The 22537-nt window shown below is 29.2% G+C and carries 20 protein-coding genes; all 20 read right to left on the bottom strand.

From position 1 onward, the window contains the following. Positions 1 to 268 precede the first annotated feature (268 nt). Positions 269 to 451 carry a hypothetical protein gene (locus KEC93_RS10855; RefSeq protein ID WP_023977037.1) on the bottom strand — a complete coding sequence of 61 codons (183 nt, stop codon included), beginning with the start codon at positions 449 to 451 and terminating at the stop codon, positions 269 to 271. A gap of 124 nt (positions 452 to 575) precedes the next feature. Further along, positions 576 to 2732: a sensor histidine kinase gene (locus KEC93_RS10850; RefSeq protein ID WP_238892911.1), complete on the bottom strand. Its 2157-nt coding sequence runs from the start codon at positions 2730 to 2732 to the stop codon at positions 576 to 578. Then, the gene (locus KEC93_RS10845; RefSeq protein WP_017212614.1) at positions 2707 to 3411 is read right to left on the bottom strand and encodes a response regulator transcription factor; all 705 of its coding nucleotides are present in this window, start codon (positions 3409 to 3411) and stop codon (positions 2707 to 2709) included. The genes KEC93_RS10850 and KEC93_RS10845 overlap by 26 nt, the downstream gene beginning before the upstream one ends. A 640-nt stretch (positions 3412 to 4051) precedes the next feature. Continuing rightward, complete coding sequence (locus KEC93_RS10840) at positions 4052 to 5305, bottom strand: HD domain-containing phosphohydrolase (RefSeq protein WP_077868984.1); 1254 nt, start codon at positions 5303 to 5305, stop codon at positions 4052 to 4054. Positions 5306 to 5906: 601 nt separating this feature from the next. Next, positions 5907 to 7793: an endonuclease MutS2 gene (locus tag KEC93_RS10835; protein ID WP_077868983.1), complete on the bottom strand. Its 1887-nt coding sequence runs from the start codon at positions 7791 to 7793 to the stop codon at positions 5907 to 5909. 624 nt (positions 7794 to 8417) lie between these two features. Continuing rightward, complete coding sequence (locus KEC93_RS10830) at positions 8418 to 9926, bottom strand: IMP dehydrogenase (RefSeq protein ID WP_077868982.1); 1509 nt, start codon at positions 9924 to 9926, stop codon at positions 8418 to 8420. Positions 9927 to 10417: 491 nt separating this feature from the next. Further along, the gene (locus tag KEC93_RS10825) at positions 10418 to 10678 is read right to left on the bottom strand and encodes a DUF1883 domain-containing protein (protein WP_041896297.1); all 261 of its coding nucleotides are present in this window, start codon (positions 10676 to 10678) and stop codon (positions 10418 to 10420) included. Between the two features lie 210 nt (positions 10679 to 10888). Beyond that, positions 10889 to 11938: an ACR3 family arsenite efflux transporter gene (gene arsB / locus KEC93_RS10820; protein ID WP_077856640.1), complete on the bottom strand. Its 1050-nt coding sequence runs from the start codon at positions 11936 to 11938 to the stop codon at positions 10889 to 10891. Positions 11939 to 11966: 28 nt separating this feature from the next. Beyond that, on the bottom strand, positions 11967 to 12380 hold the full coding sequence (locus tag KEC93_RS10815; protein ID WP_077856641.1) for an arsenate reductase ArsC: 414 nt from the start codon (positions 12378 to 12380) through the stop codon (positions 11967 to 11969). A 26-nt stretch (positions 12381 to 12406) separates the two neighbouring features. Beyond that, the gene (arsA, locus tag KEC93_RS10810) at positions 12407 to 14155 is read right to left on the bottom strand and encodes an arsenical pump-driving ATPase (RefSeq protein ID WP_077868981.1); all 1749 of its coding nucleotides are present in this window, start codon (positions 14153 to 14155) and stop codon (positions 12407 to 12409) included. Between the two features lie 55 nt (positions 14156 to 14210). After that, the gene (gene arsD, locus KEC93_RS10805; protein WP_023976196.1) at positions 14211 to 14597 is read right to left on the bottom strand and encodes an arsenite efflux transporter metallochaperone ArsD; all 387 of its coding nucleotides are present in this window, start codon (positions 14595 to 14597) and stop codon (positions 14211 to 14213) included. Positions 14598 to 14669: 72 nt separating this feature from the next. After that, positions 14670 to 14987, bottom strand: coding sequence for an ArsR/SmtB family transcription factor (locus KEC93_RS10800; RefSeq protein ID WP_077868980.1), 318 nt, complete (start codon positions 14985 to 14987; stop codon positions 14670 to 14672). Between the two features lie 414 nt (positions 14988 to 15401). Then, positions 15402 to 16007: a YdcF family protein gene (locus KEC93_RS10795; protein WP_077868979.1), complete on the bottom strand. Its 606-nt coding sequence runs from the start codon at positions 16005 to 16007 to the stop codon at positions 15402 to 15404. Between the two features lie 41 nt (positions 16008 to 16048). Then, positions 16049 to 16849 (bottom strand): histidinol-phosphatase HisJ, encoded by an 801-nt coding sequence (gene hisJ / locus KEC93_RS10790; protein ID WP_077868978.1) that lies wholly within the window; start codon positions 16847 to 16849, stop codon positions 16049 to 16051. 289 nt (positions 16850 to 17138) lie between these two features. Then, positions 17139 to 17615, bottom strand: coding sequence for a GNAT family N-acetyltransferase (locus KEC93_RS10785; RefSeq protein WP_023976200.1), 477 nt, complete (start codon positions 17613 to 17615; stop codon positions 17139 to 17141). 468 nt (positions 17616 to 18083) lie between these two features. Then, positions 18084 to 18887 carry an N-acyl homoserine lactonase family protein gene (locus KEC93_RS10780; protein WP_077868977.1) on the bottom strand — a complete coding sequence of 268 codons (804 nt, stop codon included), beginning with the start codon at positions 18885 to 18887 and terminating at the stop codon, positions 18084 to 18086. Between the two features lie 35 nt (positions 18888 to 18922). Next, on the bottom strand, positions 18923 to 20224 hold the full coding sequence (locus KEC93_RS10775) for an acetyl-CoA hydrolase/transferase family protein (protein WP_172462758.1): 1302 nt from the start codon (positions 20222 to 20224) through the stop codon (positions 18923 to 18925). Between the two features lie 27 nt (positions 20225 to 20251). Beyond that, the gene (locus KEC93_RS10770; protein ID WP_065416905.1) at positions 20252 to 20515 is read right to left on the bottom strand and encodes a hypothetical protein; all 264 of its coding nucleotides are present in this window, start codon (positions 20513 to 20515) and stop codon (positions 20252 to 20254) included. Between the two features lie 15 nt (positions 20516 to 20530). After that, positions 20531 to 20824 carry a NifU family protein gene (locus KEC93_RS10765; protein WP_242960330.1) on the bottom strand — a complete coding sequence of 98 codons (294 nt, stop codon included), beginning with the start codon at positions 20822 to 20824 and terminating at the stop codon, positions 20531 to 20533. Continuing rightward, positions 20814 to 22268, bottom strand: a complete 1455-nt coding sequence (locus tag KEC93_RS10760; RefSeq protein ID WP_077868974.1) for a 4-hydroxyphenylacetate 3-hydroxylase family protein — start codon at positions 22266 to 22268, stop codon at positions 20814 to 20816. Before KEC93_RS10760 ends, KEC93_RS10765 begins: the two co-directional genes overlap by 11 nt. Positions 22269 to 22537 lie beyond the last annotated feature (269 nt).

Below are 22537 nucleotides of genomic sequence, written 5' to 3'. Positions count from 1 at the left end.
AATTATACTTATAGTTTGAAAAATCTGCTATATCAGAAAGGACAGGTACTCTTTTGTAACCACAGGGGTCATAATATGCAGTGTTACATTAGAGAATATGTTGCAGGCATTTCTTCATCATAAGTTGTTCCATTTTGCTTGTCACGAGCTTGTCTCGTGAGCATGCTGAAATGGTGCAACTTATGATGTTAGAAAGCCTCAACTTATTCTCAGTAACCGAAACAACAGAGTACCTGTCCTTTCGGCAGATTATCGCATAAGTCTAAATTTAATTTTGTTCTTCTTTAAGTTTTTTTAATTTATTTTGAACTAACCATAACTTCTTTTGCTTTCTATTAAATGCAACCATTCTGTTTTTATTATTTTTGTTTTCATCAATTAACTTTATATATTCTGCATCTGCAATTTTTAATGCATCTTCAATTACTAAAAGTTCCTCCTTGGTAAACATAATGCCTCCTTTATTAACTAACAACCTATTATTTTTTTGATTTTGCCGTCTAACATAAGTATATTAAAAATCACTTAACTAGTAAAGCTGCATTAGTTTATTGTCAACAGATTAAATCTACTCATTACTTATTAAATTTAATTACAACCTTAAATAAATCTCCATCTATCTCTATATTAAAAGTTCCACCTTGGACTTCCACAAAACTCTTTGCAATTGCAAGACCAAGACCAGATCCTTCTGTATTCCTTGATTTATCTCCTCTTTGGAATCTATCTACAATATCAAATGGATCAAAATTCAACTCTTCTGCAGACATATTTTTTATTGTAATCTCTACATTTTTCTCATGATCTATTATGTCTACATATACTCTTGATCCCTTCATAGCATATTTGACTACATTTATTATTAGATTTTCAAAAATTCTAAAGGTTTTTTGGCTATCAAGATTTAATATCACCTTACTTGCAGGGTAACTATTTTTTAATATTAACTTTGAATCCTTTATTTTATCATCTAATTCAATTTGCGTCTGTCTCATTAATTCTACAATATCTACATTCACTAAGTTTAGCTTAATATCTCCACTAGTAGCCTTACTTACTTCAAACAAGTCTTCAATCAGAAATTTTAATCTTTGTGATTTTTTATCAATTGTATCAATATACGATTTTCTTTCTTCTTCAGTTAAATTATCTTTTTTTAATAAATCAGTATAAGTTATTATTGAAGTAAGAGGTGTTTTTAAATCATGCGAAACATTTGAAATAAGTTCAGTTTTCATTCTCTGACTTTTAACTTCTTCACTTACCGCTTTTTTCAAACCATCTTTTATTTTTTCAATTCTATCTTTTAGTGGATTGAATAATCCTAAATCATCCTCTATTTCTACTTCTAAATTACCGCCAGCAATTCTATCTGCTTCATTTAAAAGTATACTAAACTTATTCCTTATATCTCCATACTGTTTTCTAATTGAATGAAATAATATCATATTATAAATTAATGCTATTACTATTCCAAAAAACCAGAAAATACAGCAGATTAACATTATTATCAAATTTACGCCAATAACTTTTATAATGAACTTATTGGATTTATCATTTAAATCTATATGCTCTATATAATTAAATACATTACTGAATAGCTTTTTAATCTGCCTAGAAATCTTAATTATTAATAAGTTTTCTTTTAAGTATTTAATTACTCCAAAATTTATTATGCTTTTTAATAACATGACACCTGCAAATATAATATAAATAGCTGCCATCCACATAATTATATTTACTGAAATTACTGTATAACTTTCAAGGTTTTTATCCATTCTTGAGCCAATTAAATTTATAGCAAATCTATTTCTTAAAGTTTCTGTTACCGTAAGTCCTAATACAGTTCCAATGACAATTCCACCTGCTCCAAAAATAAAGCAATTAATCTCAAAAGGAATTTTCGAGAAATATTTAACTCCAAATACTTCCTTACCATTTTTATAAGGAATTAGTAAACTAAGTATTAATATAATACTTACTATTCCTAAGAGGATAGCTACCACAGATGCAATATTCATTTTATTTTGTGATTCATCTATCCTTCTGCTTAAGGCATCTGTATATTTAAGGTCTTTAGGAATTCCATAAATGAAAGTTACATTCTTAATAGGATTAAATTTAACATTCTCTTCATTACTACGAGGATATCCCCAAATTTCTCTTATATTTAGGCCTGAAAATGCATTTTTTACGATATTTGCATCAGCACCATAAACATTACTTATTGACATTAATCCAGTGTTATCATATTTTACGGTCATGTACCACGAATATTTATTCTTTAAATTATTAACTTCACTATCAGATATTAATTCCTTTAAATCATTATTTGTATTTGTAATATTTGCATCATCACTATACACTAAATAATCAAGATTTTTATAGTTATTATTCAAATTATTTTTCCACTCACTCAGTTCATAGTTAAAATTTCGAATAGTATTTTCCTCAGTATCATTATGTGTATCATAGGATGATATATAAATTTTATCACCTGATAACTCTTCATGGTTTGTCTGTCCTACAAGATCTTTATATAAAACATAATCATTTTTATAAATAGTTCTTAAGAACTCATCTTCTTCAAATGGAGATTTAGGCTCCGCTTTTGCCCATTCCCTCATGTTAGGATAAATACTAAATATTCCTACTGACATTATTAAAAATATAATAAATGTTACTAAATTTGTAACATATGATTTTTTACTGTTTTTCAATTTTGTATCCAACTCCCCATACCACCTTTAAATATTTTGGATTCTTTGTATCAATCTCTATTTTTTCTCTTATATTCCTAACGTGAACCATTACTGTATCAGTATTTATGGCTTCCTCATTCCACACTTTTTCATATATTTCTTCTGCTGAAAAAACTCTTCCTGGATTTTTCATTAACAATTGTAATATTTTAAATTCTATTGGTGTAACTTTTATTAATTCTCCATCAAGAATCACTTCTTTTGTATCATTGTTTAACTCTAGACCACCAATTGAAAATACATTACTTTTTTGTTCAGCTCCACTTACAACACTTAAATATTTTGAATATCTTCTAAGCTGGGAATTGACTCTAGCTATCAACTCCATTGGATTAAATGGCTTAGTTACATAGTCATCCGCTCCAATATTAAGGCCTAGAATTTTATCCATCTCCTCTGATTTTGCAGTAAGCATTATTACAGGAAAATCATAATTCTCACGGAGTTTCATCACCATTGTTATTCCATCCATCTTCGGCATCATTATGTCAACTATTGCCAAATGCAAAGTTTGATTTTCTATTATCTCCAATCCTTCTATTCCATTGCTTGCTCTATAAACATTGTAGCCTTGGTTTTTCAAGTATATCTCTATTCCATCACATATTTCTTTTTCATCTTCAACTATTAAAACATTATAAAAATTCATTATTCTTTAACACCCTCACTTACTATAATTTACAAATAATATTTGATTCATATATATATTGTAATGCACAATTCACATTTCACAATTCATAATTACAGCTAAAATTCTTGCAATATTTTTAGAATTGTCATGAAGAATTATTTTTGCAATATATATTTAATTAATCTTAGAATACATACTAAAATTCCTATTCTTATTTAATTTGGAATAAAATTCACATAAAATTTATTATATATCATATGTGAAGCATTTCCAAACTCATAAATATACTTTCATACTAATTTTATTTTTATTAAATTTGATTGTAAATTATAGAATTAAAGATTCTTTCATAAACACCTCCTATTCTTAGATGATATATGCCGCAATAACAGATTTGCATTTAAGTTCCTAGTAATCCAAACGTTAAATTAAAGCAAAATGTAGAAACTCAATTACAACATATTTATTTTTTATATACTGATTAGCTACAAGTAAAATATACAATTCAAAAATAAAGATAGTTTACAATTAAATCGAAAGAATTTCTAAAGAAATTTGGAAATCCTATTAAAAATAACTTTTCAACTAAAAATCCCAAGCAATTAATTATATAGCACATATATTTAATTGCTTGGGATTATATGATATTCACTTATTTTTACGAGAATTTTTTTAATAATTGTTTATATTCAGTCGTTATATTTAGATATTTTGCCATTAAATCACTAGCCTGCTTTTTTGCCTCATCAATTATAAAATCATAATTATCTATAAGCAAATTAGTGATATATAAATCAATTTTATTATCCTTAGCCATATTATTTAAAATTTTAATTATCCTATCTTTGCTAAATTCCTCTTTATAACTCCTTACTCCTAATAAGGCACTAGTAATATCCCCTATTGCTACTATTCTCATTTCTTTAGTTAATTGATTTCCTTTTAGCCCAAATGGATAACCCGCACCATCTAACTTCTCATGGTGAAATGTTCCTATATCTCTTATATCATCTATATTTAAATCACTTAAAATCTCATATCCTATAATAGCATGGCTTTTCATAATTTCAAACTCTTCGTCTGTAAGTTTACCGGGCTTTTCTAAGATTTCTACTGGAATAGCAATCTTTCCTATATCATGAAGTGCAGCTGCCAATTTAATTTTTGATAAAATTTTCTCATCTAACCCACACAGCTTTGCAATTTGATAACTTACAGCTTCTACTAATATAGTATGTTTAACTGTTGCTTCACTTCTAAAATCAATTGAATAAGCTAACATTTTACTATATGATACAACTTCATCTCTTGTAAGTATTCTAGTACCAAAAAAATCATACAACTCGTCAACATAAGTTTTATCTATTAGCTTTTCAATAAAATTAAATTTTCTATCTGCTTCCAGCAATAATTCTATATACTCATTTGAATATTCTTCTGCATGATTTCTAATAAAGTCTTTCGTTAATTCTTTTTTTGATAAATATACCCTATCAATATAATCGGCAAAACTTAATATCATTCCTTCTTTAGATATAATATCCATGTGCTTGTCCTTAAAATACTTACACGTAAAATGATGGCTTAGAACTATATTATATAAATTAGGTAACGGAGAAAAATATTTTATAAATAATGAACCATAGATAGCGTGATCAAATGGAGTTTTTACATCAATATCAACAAGCTTATCTCTTTCCGCAACCTTATATGCACCAATATCGTGAAAAATTGATATGACGCAAATTTTAAGCATATCTTCATTACTATAATTTCCTTTTGCTTTTAATAAATTTAACATTATATATGCAACTTTTTCTCCATGATTCAAAAGTCTTTTGTCCACAGAATTAATAGCTCTATGAATGATATGAATCATTTGCTTTAATGTAACTTCCAAGTTTTCCTTCATATGTTTCCTCCAATTCATTCAGTAACAGTAAAATTATCACCTATGACATGTGTAATAATCTGTTCATATTATAGCATTATTATTTACCAATAAAAAGGCTTACTTAATACATGTTTCCTGAATTAGAAAGAATTAATACATTATTATGCTTTTTATAAAAAGAGGTTATCTTATTGGTTTATACACCTCTATAAGATAACCTTTTTTAATATATATGCTGCAATTCACAATGCAAGTTTCACAATTCACAATTACAGCTAAAATTCCTTCAATATTTTTAGAATTATAACGAAGAATTATTTTTACACTATATATAATTGTTCAAAGCGTTGAAAACACTATAAATTGTTAACTTTTTATATTTTTTCTTTAAAAATATTTTCACTTTTAAATTCTTAAATTCTTTCCTTCTTAAGAATTTAAATTCTTATATTCTTTAATTCTTAAATTCCTTTATTCCTAAATTCTTATATTCTTTCCTTTTTAACTTTATAGATAGACAATTTAAGAGCTCAACTTACAGTTAGAATATACCGCTATACTAGAAATATATTTGATTTCGTTGAGTCATCGAATAAATCTAAGTTTTAACGTTAGATATCTATATACCTTCCTGTTTTCTAAATTTTTTTAGTCCTTTTTTAGATCCTCTTTCAATGTCTCTATTAAGTTTTCTTTCTTTATAGCTTGAAAATAGCTGACTCATATCATAATCTTTAGGATATAATTCTTCAGCACTAATTTCAAGTTTAAGCCTTCTGTAATTTACTTCTATAAATTCATTATTAAATAAAACAGTTATATTATTTAATCTATCAATTTCTTTATAGACAATTCCACTTGCATCTTTATCAAGCAGTAATACTTTATCTCCAACTCTATAAATATACTCATGAGTTTCGGATTTTTCTATTTCTCTTTTAGGAATTTTACTTTCTTTTACTAAATTATAATTATAATCTTTTGTTTGAATATATTTTCTACTTCTTTCAATTATATTATCACTAATACCCATTTTTCTTGATATATATAGGGCATTACTGTCTCCGCTTTTTCCTATATGAAGTTTATATAATGGCTCCAAAGTATCTCTTTTAAATTCCATAGCTGCATTTTCGAAGTCTGGATGATTTTGCGAAAAGTTTTTAATTTCCCCATAATGAGTACTTGCTACTGTAATGCACCCCTTATGATAAAATTCTTCTAAAATTGCAATAGCAAGTGCGGCTCCTTCATTTGGTTCTGTGCCACTTCCAATTTCATCAAAAAGTAATAATGAATTTCTACTGCTTTCTTTTAAAATCTCTGCTAAATTTTTTACATGAGATGAAAATGTACTTAAAGCATTTTCTATACTCTGATTATCACCAATATCAACAAAAATATCATCAAATACTGCAATTTCAGTATTTTCATGTGCACTTATATGAAATCCACTTAATGCTGCTAAAGTAAGTAACCCAACACTTTTTAATACAACTGTCTTTCCGCCTGCATTTGGACCAGTTATTATTAAGCTTCTATATTTATTTCCTATTTCAAAATCCAGTGGAACGCATTCTTTAATTAATGGATATTTTCCCTTTATTATTTTTATATAACCGTAGTCATTAAGCTTGGGCTCGATTCCGTTTATTTCCTTGCTATATTTTGCTTTCGCAAGTATCATGTCATACTCTGAAATAACTTCGATATTTATTTTTATTTCTTGATGCTTTTGAAAAATCATTTCACTTAAGGTAGATAATATTTTGTATTCTTCAATGCTCTCTTCAGCCTTTAAAGTTATTAATTCAATTGTATATTTTGACACTGAAGCTGGCTCCATAAACACTGTAGTACCTTTTGAAGAAGCTTCAACTATAGTCCCTTGTACATGATTTTTATAAGCAGCTTTTATAGGAACTGTATATCTTCCATTCCTTATACTAACAAAAAATTCTTGCATATACTCTTTATTGCTTGGATTCTTAATAAATCTTTCTATCTTTTCTTTTATTTTTTCCTCACAAAGCTCAATGCTCCTACGAATTTTTTTAAGTTCTTTTGTAGCATTAGAATCAACAATGGTTCCTCTAATAGCTATATTTATTTCATCTTCAATATATTTTAAGTCTGTAATATTTTCTCCATATGCACTTAATGTTTCTGCATATCCTTCTTTATCTTTAATGAATGCTTTTACTTTTCTGCATCCTCTAAGAAAATCTCCTACCGTAATCACTTCTGAAGGTTCCAAAACCCCACCTTTTTCTATTTTTTCAATTAATGGAGATATATCAAATACTCCTTCAAGGGGCATATGATAAGATGCATCGATTAGTCTTCTCCCTTCAGAAGTTTCTTTAATCATTCTTCTTACTTGTTTTATATTATTACTTGGAACTAATTTATCAATCAACTTTTTTCCCAAGTTACTTACACAAAATGATTTTACAATGTCTTTTAATTCTTTATAATTTAATTTTTCTAATGTGGCATTATTCATTTTTTCATTTCCTTTTCTTATATATTCAAGCCACGAATAAGGTTATAGATTTCAAAATAGAGTTACTTAACAAACCAATATTTAATGCAATGTATACATTCATCAAATATTTATCTATGTTGCAATAATAAAATTACACTTAGTATGTTTTCAGGATAAGTAAATTCTTGCATACAAAATGTGTAAAAACAATTGCAATACATATATAGTTTAAGTTTTTAAATAAACAAAAAAGCTGTGGATACCTCCACAGCTAAAAAATTCAACATCAAATAAAGATAGAAATATACCTATCTTTTGAAAGCAAATTCGTGGCTCGTATCTTTTAATAGTTATAATTAATTCAACAACAAATAAAAGTATAAAATACTTCTTTTTTGAATTAATATTAAATTACTATAATTAAGATACTAAACACTCACAAAAATACTTCCTTCCAATGAAATCTATATACTATATGATATGACATGGATTAAATAATGTCAATTTTAATTTTTTATTATTAAAACATTTAATATTAACTATGAGTAATTTCATATTTTAATTTGCAAACTCTCTATAATTCCTTGCGAAACAGTTGAACTGCATCTTGTAAGTTTGAAATTACTTCATAGTATATTCTCTTTACTGTTGAGCATTATAGTGATTATCTTTTAACATTACATCATGAGAACTTCCTTCTACGATACTTGTTGCAGACACTAATGTTATTTTTGCATTCTTTTGAAGTTCTGGAATAGTAAGAGCGCCACAGTTACACATTGTAGAACGAACTTTATTAAGTGTTATACTTACATTATCTTTTAAACTTCCAGCGTATGGAACATATGAATCAACACCTTCCTCAAAAGATAATTTCTTATCTCCACCAAGGTCATATCTTTGCCAATTCCTTGCTCTATTTGAACCTTCGCCCCAATACTCTTTCATGTAGTTTCCGTTTATATTTACTTTATTAGTTGGACTTTCATCAAATCTTGAGAAATATCTTCCTAACATAATAAAGTCTGCACCCATAGCCAATGCTAATGTAATATGATAGTCATGAACAATACCACCATCAGAGCATACAGGAATATAAACTCCTGTTTTTTCAAAATATTCATCTCTAGCTTTAACTACATCAATAAGAGACGTTGCCTGCCCTCTGCCTATACCCTTTTGTTCACGAGTTATACAAATAGATCCACCACCTATTCCAACTTTAACAAAATCAGCTCCTGCTTCAGCTAAAAACATAAATCCATCTCTATCAACAACATTTCCAGCTCCAACTTTTATGTTTTCTCCAAAATTCTTATGTATATAATCAATTGTTATTCTTTGCCATTCTGAAAATCCTTCAGATGAATCAATACATAATACATCTGCTCCAGCCTCTATTAATGCTGGTACTCTTTCAGCATAATCTCTAGTATTAATACCTGCTCCTACTATGTATCTTTTTTGAGAATCAATAAGTTCATTTGAATTTTCCTTATTAGCTGAATAATCTTTACGGAATACCATGTATTTTAACTTTTGATCTTTATCAACTAATGGCAGCATATTTAATTTATTATCCCAAATAATGTTATTTGCTTCTTTCAAACTTATATTAGAATCCGCATATATAAGTTCACTGAAAGGTGTCATAAATTCCGAAACCTTAGTACTTAAATCCATTCTAGTTATTCTATAGTCTCTACTTGTTACAATTCCAAGAAGTTTTCCATTTGGAGTCCCATCTTCAGTAACTGCCATAGTAGAATGTCCTGTTCTCTCTTTTATTTCTACCACTTCTTCCAAAGTAGTATCAGGTTTGATGTTAGAATCACTAGTAACAAAGCCTGACTTATAATTCTTAACTCTTGCAACCATAGCAGCTTCATTTTCAATTGACTGAGATCCATATACGAATGAAACTCCGCCTTCTTTTGCTAAAGCTACTGCCATTTTATCATCTGACACTGACTGCATTATAGCCGAAACTAAAGGTATATTAATGCTTAATAATGATTCTTCGCCTTTTTTAAACTTAACAAGAGGTGTTTTCAAACTTACATTTTGTGGTATGCAGTCTACAGAAGAGTAACCTGGTACTAATAAATATTCTCCAAAAGTATGGGATGGTTCATTAAAATAATATGCCATTTTATCTTACTCCTTTTACATTTTAGATATTTTGTATATAATAATATATTTATCCTATTATTGTCAATGCAAAACAAAATCTATTTACTTATTTCAAAATACTACCAAAATTTAATGTAAATTTATATATAAATGTACGCTAAATAATGCCTATTAATATATAGATATCCGACTTTAAAACTATATTTATGCGGTAACTTGCCGAAATCATAAATATTTTGTTCCGAAAAGCTATGAAAATATCGCTGAAAATTCTAAGCTGCAGATTTCACCACTTTAGCATGCTCCCGCTTTCAGTGTGACAAGCTAAAGTGGAACAATCTACAACTAAGAATCTTGACAGCTCATTTTCAAATGTTTTCTCCACAAATATATTTATGATTTCTAGATAAGATAACCCTTTATATATAGTAAATATGTTCACATAATAAGTATAATTAATAATTTGGACATCTATAGTTAAATAACATATTAACTAATACATATGTATTTTATCTAAATACTTTTATAGAGTAGTTTAGAATTCCTGATCCTCCGCCTAAATCTATCACAATATACCAGTGACCAGAACTTGGAACTGTAATATTATATGGTGAGCTATCAACTGGACCACCATAGTATTTAAAACTATTATTATTTCTATACCTAATAAAATTATCACCATCTAATAAATAAATATTTACCTTTCTGTCAATAGTAATCCCTAGTATATCTCCTTTTCTAAAATTACCTTCCTCATAAGAATATTTCATAATATTTTTAAAACTCCTTTCTTAAATTACATAAAACACTTTCGAATATACAATAGATTCCACATATAAATATAAAGCTATAATAGCACAATTTATACTATTATAGCCTTACAACTATTGATTTATATGCAAATTTTATAAATTAATGACTCTATATATTTCACAACAAGCTCTATATATTTTTATTAACTGTAACTAGCAATATCATTTCTATTTAGAATATGAAAAATATTTTCTCCCCCAGTGAAGTGCAACATTTACTAATGCAATCATTACAGGAACTTCTATTAATGGTCCTATTACTGCTGCAAAGGCAACCCTTGATTGAATTCCAAATACTGCTACTGCAACTGCTATTGCAAGTTCAAAGTTATTGCTTGCAGCTGTAAAAGATAAAGTAGTAGTCTTATGATAATCTATGCCTGACTTATAACTAATGTAAAATGATACAGAAAACATTACTATGAAATATATTACAAGTGGTATAGCTACTTTAATAACATCTAAAGGTAATTCTACAATATATTTTCCTTTAAACATGAACATAACTACAATTGTAAATAATAAGGCTATTAGAGCTAATGGACTAATTTTAGGAACAAATTTTTTTACATACCATTCTGTTCCCTTCATAGGTTCTAGTATAAGTCTAGTAAACATTCCTAGTAAAAAAGGAATACCAAGATAAATTGCAACAGACGTTGCCACTTGTCCCATGGAAATATGAATCTCATATCCTGTAAGTCCAAAAATAGGTGGCAATACAGTTATGAAAAAGTATGCAAATACAGAATAAAATACTACTTGGAATATTGAATTAAATGCAACTAATGCAGCAGCATATTCGCTATCTCCATCTGCTAAGCTGTTCCAAAGAATTACCATAGCTATACATCTTGCAAGTCCTATAAGAATAAGTCCTGTCATTAATTCCGAATCAGATTTTAAAAATACAAAAGCAAGTATGAACATCAAAATTGGCCCAATAAACCAATTTTGTACTAACGATAATCCTAGAACTTTTGGATTTTTAAATACTTTTCCTAGTTCCTTATAATTTACTTTAGCAAGTGGTGGATACATCATAACAATAAGGCCTATAGCTATTGGTATTGATGTTGTTCCAATAGATAAGCTCGCTAATCCTTCCGATAGGGCTGGTACTCCCCATCCTAACAATATTCCTAGCGCCATGGCTGCAAATATCCAAAGAGTCAAATATCTATCTAAGAATGATAACCTTGATGATTTATTACTCAATTTTAAAATTCCCCCTATTTTTAATTTACTATTCTAATTTTATTTCATTATTCTCAATTCTTCTGGCTAATTCTTTTACCTTTTCTTCTATTGTTTTAGCTGTTTTTATAAATTCATCATCACTTTTTCCACTTGGATCTTCTAAGCCCCAATCTTCTCTATGCTTAGATGGTAAAAATGGACATTGAACATTACAGCCCATTGTTACCACTATATCCACCTCAGGAATATCTGATAAAAGCTTTGATTTTTGAGTTTCATTCATATCAATGTTGTATAAATCCTTTATGATCCTTACTGCATCTTGGTTTATTTGAGGTTTTGTTTCTGTTCCTGCTGAATAACTTTCAAAAACATCATTTCCATAAAGTTTTCCTATTGCCTCTGCCATTTGTGATCTGCATGAATTGTGGACACAGATAAATGCAACTTTTGTTTTCATCTTTTTTATCTCCCCTTAAAATAATTTTATTGGATTAAGTTAATTAAGTTATTTCCTCTTACGTCTTCTGCCTTCCATTCTATTACCGCAAAGTTTCCATTAGAAATTTCATCAACTTTGTTAATCCACTGAATTTCATTACTTGCCTTTACCTTTAAGATTTCATTGGTTGTATCAGTTGCATAAAGACTTGAATTGATTATCCACCATTTGCTATGAATCTGAGCCCTATCTAAATCCTTTTGAAGTCTCATGGCTTCATAAACAGGAGTTGTTTCAGCCAAAGTTACTATAACTACTTCAGTTTCACTTTCATTTCTTAATCTAGGCAATAATTTTATTACTGACTCTGGTATATCTCCTTCTGATCTAGAAATTTCTTTATTATAACTTTCTGTTGAATCTAAAAGAAGTAAAGTATGGCCTGTTGGCGCTGTATCTATTACTACAACTTCATTTTCTGATCTTTCAACAATTTCAGCAAAAGCTCTAAATACTGCTATTTCTTGAGTACAAGGCGATCTTAAATCTTCTTCAATATATTCGATATCTTCATCAGTCATATTGTTTTCTCTTGCCTTACCTATAACTTCTTGTCTGTACTTTTCGAGTTCTTCTTTTTCGTCAATGTTACTCAAAGATATTCCATAGCTTTCATCTAATACAAATTTCAAGTGAGCAGCTGGATCTGTTGTTGTTAAGTGAACCTTCTTACCCTTTTTTGCAAGTCCTAGTGCTATAGCTGCTGCTATAGTTGTCTTACCAACTCCACCTTTACCCATTGTAAAAATAACTTTTTTGCTGCTATTATATAGATCCTCAATGACATCTTTTAATTTTGGCATAGCCACTGCATTTAAAGATTCCTCACTAATTTTAATATAATCTTTTTTAAGGAAAGCTCTTACGTTTTCAAGCCCAGTTATATTATAAGGTCTTAGAGGAATTTCAAAAGTTTCGATATCCTTAAATTTAGGTGGCATATTACTTAAAGCTTTTTGCTGCTTTTCATAAATAGCACTTGAGAGTTCATCATCATGATTTTGAAGTACACCATTTATAACTAATATTTGATTGTTTACTCCTATTTCTTGAAGTTCACTAGAAGCTCTTTCTGCCTCTTTTAGTGGAGAAGTTTCAGGACGAGATACAAGTACAAGCGTTGTTTTCTCTCCATCAGCCAAAGTATCTACTGCACTTTTGTACATCTCTTTCTTTTCTTCAAGTCCTGCAAGCTGGCCTAAGCATGATGCTCCATGAGTGCTTTCATTAATAAAATCACTCCATGCAGAAGGTAATTGTAACATTCTTAAGGTATGCCCTGTTGGTGCAGTATCAAAAATGATATGATCATATTCATTGAATACTTTTTCATCAGTTATCATAGCTGAGAACTCATTAAATGCTGCAATTTCAACAGTACATGAACCTGATAATTGTTCTTCCATATTATCTATTACTGCTTGTGGTAACTTTCCTCTATATGGAGCTATTACACTTTCCCTATATTCAGCCGCTGCAGCTTCTGGTTCAAAATTTGCAACAGTTAAGTTTGGGACTTCCTTTATTTGAATGCCTTTATTATTTAACTCTGTATTAAATACATCTTGAAGATTTGATGCTGGATCAGTACTTACAAGCATAATCTTTTTTCCTTGATCCGCTAAATTCACGGCTACAGCACAAGCTGTTGAAGTCTTACCAACTCCACCTTTTCCAGTAAAAAATAGATACTTAGTTAAGTTCAGCTTTTCAATATCAAACAGTTTCAACATAATTTACTCTTCCCTTCTACTTAAGTGTATCGATTTATTCTAATGAACCTAATTATTAGCAGCATCCACCTTTACATCCACAGCCTTTAGCAGGCTTTTTTATGCTAGCTTTCTTTATATTAAGCTTCAAAGTATCTGCTGGTATACCCAATAAAACACAAAATTCTTCGTTAGTTGGATAACTACCTTCCTTAACTACTACTCCATCTACCATAGTTACAGGTAAAGCTTCAATGCCTTTGGTGTTTAAAATTTCATTTATCACTTTATTATCTACAAATATTTGAGGATTACTTGTTAAATTGTGTCTTTCCACTACTATACCTTTGTTTTTTAAAGTATTAAGTGCAGTTGAAACTCTCAATAATTCTTTATCTACAGATGGCCCGCAAACACCTGTTGAACAACACATAGCTGGATCAAAAATAATCATTTTTTTCATTTTTATTAACTCCTTTACAATATGATTTTTTATATTTAAATTTCATTTATAGATACATTTAATTTTTTCTTCTTATTTGCAAGTACACTTAGGTTTATCCTTACAAATACAGTCTTTTGTTTCTGTTACGAGGTTCATCATAAATAAAGTAAGTTTATTGCAATTATTAAGATTTAATCGGTAGTAATTCCAAAGACCTTCTTTTCTAACTTCTATAAGACTACAGTCACTTAATACCTTCATATGATGCGAAAGGGTTGGCTGAGTAAAATCAAAGTATTCTAGTATATCGCATGCACATCTTTCACCACAAGATAATATATCAATTATTTTTAATCTGCTTGGATCAGATAATGCTTTAAAAATTTTTGAATTTTCTTCATAGCTCATTCTAATTCACGCCTTTCCTATATAGACATCTATCTATATACAATATAGAACATCATCTATCTATTGTCAATCCAAAGTATATATCTTAACTTTATTTTAATACTAAATATATAACAATCTATATAGTCACTTTATTCAGTAATTAAATTATTGTTACAAAATCGTATACTTTTTTCACTAGATTTATAAAATATTAAAACTTTCAAAAATAGATAATCCCATAAGCAACTATCAAGCTTCTTATGGGATTCATAACATGAATTATATAATATTATTATCAATTCTTTATACAATTATTTGTATTGTGTGATATTTCAATATAGGCGTTGATAAATTAAGATTTTTAAAGTACATATGTTACACTTCACAATTAAGTCTAAACTTCTTGTAATATTTTTAGAGCTATTAAAATACTTAGGACCAAGTAGGAACTGCTTTCTTAAGCTGTCCTCCGCACCGAGATAATTCTCCCATAACCTTATCAATTCCATTCTCAGTTTTGAACCAATTTTCCTTAGTTATTCCGTCTACATCTATTGGACATACAAAGAATTTTGTCTTTGGATATGCATAACTATAAAACATGAGACATCTCTTGGCATGAAATGATTTGCAACATATTATAGCCTTTTTTATATCTAAATTATAGTTATCAGTAACTTCCTTTGACTTAAAGGCATTCTCCTTTGTCCAAGTTGCATTATCTTCTTTTAATATTGCATCACCATTAACTCCATTTGATATGGCTATATCTCTCATAAACTCCCATTCAGTGTTATATTCTCCATTATATATTTCAGCCTTAGTTATTGGTCCTGGAAAATATCCTTTTGACATGCTATATTTTCCTGATGGAAGTATATATGGTGCATATCCCTCTAACCAAAGTTTTGAAGCTTTTTCTGCTGGCTCTGGCCATGCACTACCAGGTATAAAAATAATATCACAGTATTCTGGCTTATCTTCCACAAAGATAAAAGATGTAATTTCTTTAATAAAATTAATACCTTCTAATGACATACCTCACTCCTCAATATAGTTTTACTGCTGCTATCCGAAATTTATTCTTTATCAAAATCTCTTCCAGCATCACTTGCTGTGTGAGAATCTGATCCATATACTTTTTTAATCCCGTACTCATCTATCAAATGTTTAAAAATATCTGACACATAGATTTCACCGCAATATGGCTTTCTAAGGCCAGCTGTATTTACATCTACTTCATAATTCCTTGATTTAATCTCTCTTACTATTTCTTCTAAAAGTTCTTTGTTTTTATATTCTAATGGATATAATTTATTGAAAATCCTAATTAAATTTGGATGCCCTACACGATGAGGCTTATACTCCCCTAAGTCTGATTTTATTGCTTTAAGCAAAGTCTCATAATACTTATCATAAACTTTTTCAGTAGTGCCATAAAACTCTAAAGCTCTTTCAAAGCCCTCTTTTCCATCAATAGCAACATATTCATCGCCCATTTTTATAAAATGTACAGATATTAGCCCATCTTCTAATTTTGGACCATAGGAATTAAGTAGTCTTTTAGTTCCTTCTTCATATCCATCAACAAAATCAACTTCTAGTCCTATATTTATTTTGATTTTGTCTTTATATTTTAATTTTATTTCTTCAACATCCTTAAAATACTTCTCTATTACTTCTTCATTTGGAGCACATTCATCTTGAAATTCTTTGTCATCTATAAAATAACATGGAAAAGGCATGTGTTCAGTAAATGTTATTTCCTCTAATCCCTCTATTAATGCTTTATCAACATACATTTCAAAACTATCTTTAGTTCCATGAGGACAATATGGCGAGTGCATATGTCCATCTCTTACTATCTTTTTATTATTCATAATATTATTAAAAGAGAGGATTTAATACGCTCTCCTTTAATTCTCACTTCCCTTCTATTGTAAAATATGATTTATATATGTTGCAATTAGTTTCTACATTTTGCCTTAATAGGGTACTTAACATACTAGAAGTTTAAATGTAAGTTTATTATTGCAACATATATATGAACAAAACTTATAGAAGCTGTCTTTAATGAAAATTGCAGCTTTCCGCTAACTTAACTATTATTTACAGCTATTAAGCAGCAATCTAGTCATATATGATTACTTATCTTAATAATGTAAATAATTATTTTTCATATTCATACATATTATAATTACATTCGCTCATCCCAAGTGATTCATACGTTGCTTTAGCATTTATATTTTCTTTTTCTACATACAATCTTATGCCAGCTATTCCATCATTATTATCACATATATTCTTAACATTATGATACAACTTCTTATAAATACCTTTTTTTCTATACTCAGAATCTACATATACACTTTGCACCCAAAGAAACATACCATTTCTCCAATCACTCCATTCATATGTAAACATAATTTGTCCAACTACTCTACCATTTATTTCATAAACATAGTATTGTCCTTTTGATGAATCTTCTATCATCGCTTTAACACCATTGCTTAGAATTTCTAAATTAAGTTCTTTATCCTCTGTTTCCTTTGCTAAGTTATAATTGAATTTTACTATAGTTTCTAAATCTTCAATTCTTGCTTTCCTTATGTTTCCTAAATTATTGTCATTATTAATATTACTCATTTCTTTCCTCCATATATCCAGACACATTCAAAAAAATATCAAATCTATATCTGATAGTGTATTTTATTTTTATATTTTATTCTTTACTTATATTTTAGCATTTAAATATTATGTTACATAGTATTTTTATTGTTTTGTCTAAACAATAGAGTAAATCACATACAAAATTCCATTAAACATTTACTATACTTAAATGCATATAAAAACAAAGAAATTCCATATATGCTTGTAACTTCAATGTCATAATATGGAGCAGTCATTAGAAAATAAGCTGATGAAAATAATTAATGTAGGGTTGTTCCAAGTTTACTTGTCCTAATAAAATTAGGAGCATGCACATATGGATACAACCCTACATTAACTGCCTTTCAGCAAAATTTTTATAGTTCTATGGAACAAACATATATAGAATTTCGGTTAGTCACCACATTACTATAACTTTCACTGTGGTTATCTATTTACTACTTTTTATTCATAAAACTCAGGAGCAAGTTTTATTGTTTTAAAGAACTCCTCATCATGAGCAAAAAATACTTTTGCGTCATATTTTTTCTCTAACGCTCTTACTTTTTCAATTGATTTAAAGAAAGAAAGACTATCATAAAGTAATCCTGATGCCTTAGCTGGTGGACCATAAATTTCTGAACTATAAACACAATCTTGTGGGAATATTAATGTACCTTCATTTTCTAAATGAACTACTATTCCAAGTAATCCTGGTGTATGACCTGGTAAATTTACTATTTCTATGCCCTTTGCAAATTCAAAATCCTCTTCAACTAAATGATATTGCTTTACTGAAACATCCATATCAGCTTTAATATATCCTCCGTGTGTTAACGGATTTTCATTTAACCTTACTTGAGTTTGAGCTTGCATAAAGTCTGCCTTTGGTACATATACATCTGCATGTTTAAACATATCTAAATTTCCTGCATGATCTAAATGCATATGAGAAATTATTACTTTCTTTATTTCTTCTGGCTTTGTACCACATAAAGCCAATTGATTTTCTAGTCTTTGTTCTTTTGTTTGATATAATGGATAAACTTCTTGAAGGTTTTTTGGCCAATAACCATTCATAGCTTCTGGATTGCTTCCTACATCATATAATATTTTTCCATCTGGATGATCAATTAAAATAGACATTACAGGTAGCTTAATCCATTCATTTTGTACATGTGGCTGGCTATATGTTCCCATAGTAGCTCCACCCACTACATTATTTTTATCAGTTTCTAAATATCCCGTGTCTAAAACATACACTTTCATAAGTTACTTCCTCCCATATTTTCATTTATTTCAATTTAAAATTTCACTTTAAATCTCTTTTCCCACTCTTTAATAAGGACATCTCTAAAATCAGGATGTGCGACATTTATTAATGCTTTAGCTCTTTCTTTTAAAGTTTTTCCTTTGAGCTCTGCTATTCCAAACTCAGTTACAACATAATGAATATCGTTTCTAGATGTTGTAACAGTTGCACCCTCATCTAAAATTGGAACTATTCTTGAAAGTTTTCCTTTACTTGCAGTTGATGGCATTGCAATTATTGATTTACCACCTTTAGCCATTGCTGCTCCTCTTACAAAATCAACTTGACCGCCTACGCCACTGAACTGTTTAAGTCCAATTGTATCAGCTGCTACTTGCCCCATAAGATCTACCTGAATACATGAATTTATAGAAACCATTTTATAATTTTCTGCTATAACACATGGATTATTTACATAATCTACAGGATACATTTCTACACTAGGATTTCCATTAACATAATCATAAAGCCTCTTAGTGCCCATTAAAAATGTAACTACAGATTTTCCATGATGTAAAGTTTTTGCTTTATTTGTTATTACACCTGCTTCTATTAATTCAACTACTCCATCAGATATCATTTCCGAATGAATTCCAAGATCCTTTTTTTCCTTTAAGAATAATAGTACTGCATCTGGAATTGCACCAATTCCTAATTGAAGTGTAGAACCATCTTCAATGAGCTTTGCACAGTTTTCACCAATAGCCTTTTCAACTTCTCCTATTTTAGGTGGCTTAAGCTCAATAATATCATTTGAAGTTTCAACTATATAATCGATATCAGAAACATGTATAAATGAATCTCCTAAAGTTCTTGGCATTTTGTCATTTAATTCAGCAATAACAATTTTAGCGGCCTCTGCAGCAGGTTTTGTGTAGTCATTTGAAACTCCGAAACTACAATAACCATGTTCATCAGGAACACTTAATTGAACAAGTGCTACATCTACTGGTAAAGTACCTTCCTTAAACATTTTTGGTACTTCCGAGAAAAAGCACGGTGTAAAATCTGCTCTTCCGTCAAGAATAGCTTCCCTTGTTGTTCCACCTGCGAATATAGAATTGTGGCGAAAATTAACAGCCATTTCAGGCTTGCAATATTCACTTTTACCCATTGATACCATATGAACAATTTCTACGTTTTCATATAAATCTTTATTTCTAACCATAGCATCTATAATTTCTTTTGGCTCTCCGCAAGCATGTCCAGTTACTACTCTATCATTCGATTTAATTTTTCTTACAGCTTCGTCAGCTGTAACTACCTTACTCTTGTATAAATCCTTCCAGCTAATTTTAGACACCTCCTAAATATAACTCAATTATAATTTTTTCAAGTCATATACTAATTTGTCATAATCCTTTATATTTTTAATAAAAATCTTATTATATTTTGATATATATTTTTCATGGCTTACACAGCAATTTGAACATCCACAGACTAAAATTAAATAGTCATATTCCTTATTTTCCTTTGCAATCTCGAAATTATGAGTTTTTCCAAGATCGTTAATTAAATTTGTAATAAACGTTTTTCTATCATAACCGGCATTACAGCCACCACAGTATCTAATACCTATTTCCAAAATTTCACCTAGCCTTTATTTTCTAAGCAGCTGTCTAGCAAAATCAAGCATTTCTCTGCTAATTGGATCAACAAGTTGTACATCTTTTACTTCCGGTATCTCTTTTAATACGCAGGAAATTAATTCTTCCATAGTAAACCTTGCAGAAGGGCAGCCACTGCATGCGCCTAAAAGTTTTACGTAAGCTACACCATTGTTAACTTCTACAAGCTCAATATCTCCATTATGCTCGGCAAGTAATGGTTTTATTCTAGTATTGATAGCATTATTAATTTCATCTACCATGATTTTGCTCATATTATTCTTCAATTCTAGCTATTTTCTTAGCTATTTTCTTTTTAGCTGCTAAATTTCCTTGTCTAGCTATCATAATTCTTTGAGCTTGTGGTGATCCAGCTCCATGCATTGATTCTGTTCTATATCCGACAGCTGCAGTCCCTAAACAAATATTTTCTATTAATCTTAATATTCTCATTCTATTTTCTGTTGAAACTGAGTTTACACCTCTCAAATATTTATCTATATATGGACCTATTTTTTCATCTTTAAAATCTGCTTCTGATGGCATAGTAACCATGATTCCTCCAGCAATATCTTCTGCAAGTCTACATATTTCATAAGGGAATCTTGTAACATTTTGCTTACATACATTTGCTAGCAGATTATCAATATAATAATTTCCAGCTTCTGTTTTGGAGCCCATTGCTGAACATGCAATACCACAAGAGAATAAAGTTTCATTTAAGTGAGTCATTTCTATTAATTTATCTTTAACATGAGATGCTTTGTGAGCTCCGTTATAATCAGCAGCTACTGCAGCAGCTCCAATTAGAACATCTCCAACTCCAACTTTGCATCCACCATAACTTTGTCTATGATATCCTGCAAATCTTTCAACTATCATTCCAGCGAAATCAGTTTCTCCATTTAAGAAAATTCTTTCATTTGGTACGAACACATTATCAAATATTGTTAATGTTTCTTGTCCACCAAATTCAGCATTTCCAAGATCTATATCAGCACCTGGCTCCAATTTTCTTGTATCACAAGATTGCCTTCCATATATATGAATTATTCCTTCAGCATCTGTAGGCACTGCAAAAGATATTGCCCAATCCTTATCATTTGGAGTTAATGCTATTGTAGGCATTACTACTACCTCATGAGAATTTAACATTCCAGTTTGGTGACATTTTGCTCCTCTAACAACTACCCCATCTTCTCTTCTTTCAACAACCCTTAAGTATAAATCTCCATCAGCTTGTTTACTTGGCGATAATCCTCTGTCCCCCTTAGGATCAGTCATTGCACCATCAACGGTTAAGTCGTTTTCTTGAACATATTTTAAAAACTTATTAAAGTTTTCATGATAATTTGTTCCACACGCTTTATCTATTTCGTATGTTGAACTGTATAGTGCATTAAAAGCATCCATACCAACACATCTTTGGAAACATGATGCGGTTTTTTGACCAAGTAATCTTTGCATCTTTACTTTTTTAATAAGATCATCTGTGCTTTGATGTAAATGAGCAAATCTATTTACTTTTTCTCCTGTTAAATTTGAAGTAGCTGTCATTAAATCTTCATACTCTGGCATTTGTGCTAATTCATAAGTCATAGCAACTGAATTAAGAGATGGTCTTATAATTGGATGATCAACAACATTGTCTATCGCTTTTCCAAACATGTACACTTTTAGGTTTAGCTTTCCAAGACTTTCAATATATTGTTCCTTTGTTTTTAATGGCATATTATCGCTTCCTTCACTAATTTTTATTTTCTAATAATTATATAAGCAATAAGCGTGCCAAAATAAAAAATTACTATACTGCCTTGAATTTTCCATAATAATCTTATAATTTTTTCAATATCACCTCTAATTTCTGGAACAATATAAATATTTGTTGCAAAAACGCAACTAAAATTTCAATTAAATTTAATAATAACCTCAGAATACGTTTACAGTAGTTATAATTTGAAAATATTTTATTACGTTGCACTTCTGCATCTTGTTGCATT

The sequence above is a fragment of the Clostridium beijerinckii genome (assembly GCF_018223745.1).
Classification (GTDB): Bacteria; Bacillota; Clostridia; order Clostridiales; family Clostridiaceae; genus Clostridium; species Clostridium beijerinckii.
This window is presented reverse-complemented; position numbering and strand designations above follow the sequence as displayed.